Below are 1455 nucleotides of genomic sequence, written 5' to 3'. Positions count from 1 at the left end.
CGGCTGCCTTCCGAAGGACATCCGGGCGTTCATGGCGCGGGCGGGCGAGTTGGGTGCAGACCAGGCCCTCACCTTCCTACGTGAAGTCGACAACATCAACATGCGCCGTCGCACACGCATGGTCGAGCTCGCGCGCGAAGCATGCGGTTCACTGTTGGGTGCGAGGGTCGCGGTGTTGGGTGCGGCATTCAAACCTGACTCCGACGATGTGCGCGATTCTCCAGCCCTGAACGTCGCCGGCCAGATTCAGCTGCAGGGCGCCGCGGTCAACGTCTACGACCCCAAAGCTATGGACAACTCACGGGCGCTGTTCCCGACACTCGGATACTCGGACACCGCACTGGACGCCTGCGAAGGGGCCGATGTCGTTCTGGTGCTGACCGAATGGCCGGAGTTCCAGAAGCTTCAGCCCGCAGATCTGGATGCCGTGGTGCGCAAGAAGGTTCTCATCGACGGGCGTAACTGCCTCGATCCGCAACAATGGCGCGATGCCGACTGGACCTACAGAGGTCTTGGAAGGCCGTAGCCGGTCTTCGGAGAGGCCCGGAGTCCCGCGCGGTGCGAGATGGTGGCATCTACTCTGGACTGTGCGGCGACCGGCGATCATTGCAATGAGTGCTCTTGGGGCTGCGACTGTTGGAGCGGCCGGTCTGGGCGTGGTTGGCCACTTCGCTTACACCAAGTCTCGAGTCGATCCAATGATTCCCGTCGATGCCATCATCGTGCTCGGTGGGGAGCGCGATGGTCGCGAGGAGTACGGCATCGAGCTAGCGCGCCAGGGTGTTTCCTCGAACGTCGTGTTGTCCCATCCTTACTGGAAGGGCGACCGCAAGATGGCCGAGTTCTGTGCCATCCAGGATCAGCGCTTCACCGTCACCTGCGTCCCGCCGCAACCGAGTACGACGCGAGGCGAGGCCCTGTTCACGCGGGACCTCGCCGCGGAGCACGGGTGGACCAGCGTCATGGTGATCAGCTGGCGGTACCACCTGCCGCGTGCGCGGTACATCTTCTCGCAGTGCTTCGATGGCGAGACTGTGATGCGGCCTGTCCCGCGGGACTACGACTTCAGCGTCGCCCACTGGGAGTACATCTACCTGTATCAGACGTTCGGGTTGGTCAAGGCATTCTTCCAAGGGCGTTGCTGAATCCGCACCCCGTCGGCGACGAGTGCGGTGGGCCGAAGTACTCCACCTTCCGAACATCCAGTGCGCGGTAGTGCGTCAGCGAACGAAAGCCCAAGGCGGCGACGTTACTGAAGTGCGTCCACGCGCCACCGGGTGTGGTGTCGGAATCGATGATGCCGTGCATCTCCTGGATGCTCTAGCTACGGACGACGCCGGCAGTCGTCATGCCGCCATTGTTGCTTGGCTCGCGTTGGAAAAGCCAGTTTGCACTAACAATTGACTCGAACATATGTTCGAAGTAAGATTCGAACATGGGGCTCGGGGGAGATAT

Annotated in this window: 2 protein-coding genes; both read left to right on the top strand. The window is 62.1% G+C overall.

The annotated features are described in order from the left end of the window. The coding region (locus ACFWJO_RS39065; RefSeq protein WP_386872973.1) for a UDP binding domain-containing protein at positions 1–526 on the top strand (526 nt) is incomplete at its 5' end. Between the two features lie 172 nt (positions 527–698). Then, on the top strand, positions 699–1145 hold the full coding sequence (locus tag ACFWJO_RS39060) for a YdcF family protein (protein WP_378494017.1): 447 nt from the start codon (positions 699–701) through the stop codon (positions 1143–1145). Positions 1146–1455: the final 310 nt, after the last annotated feature.

It is taken from the genome of Streptomyces sp. NPDC127092, assembly GCF_042722475.1.
Taxonomy (GTDB): Bacteria; Actinomycetota; Actinomycetes; order Streptomycetales; family Streptomycetaceae; genus Streptomyces.
Note: the sequence above shows the minus strand (reverse complement) of the source record. Positions and strands in the feature narration are given on the sequence as shown.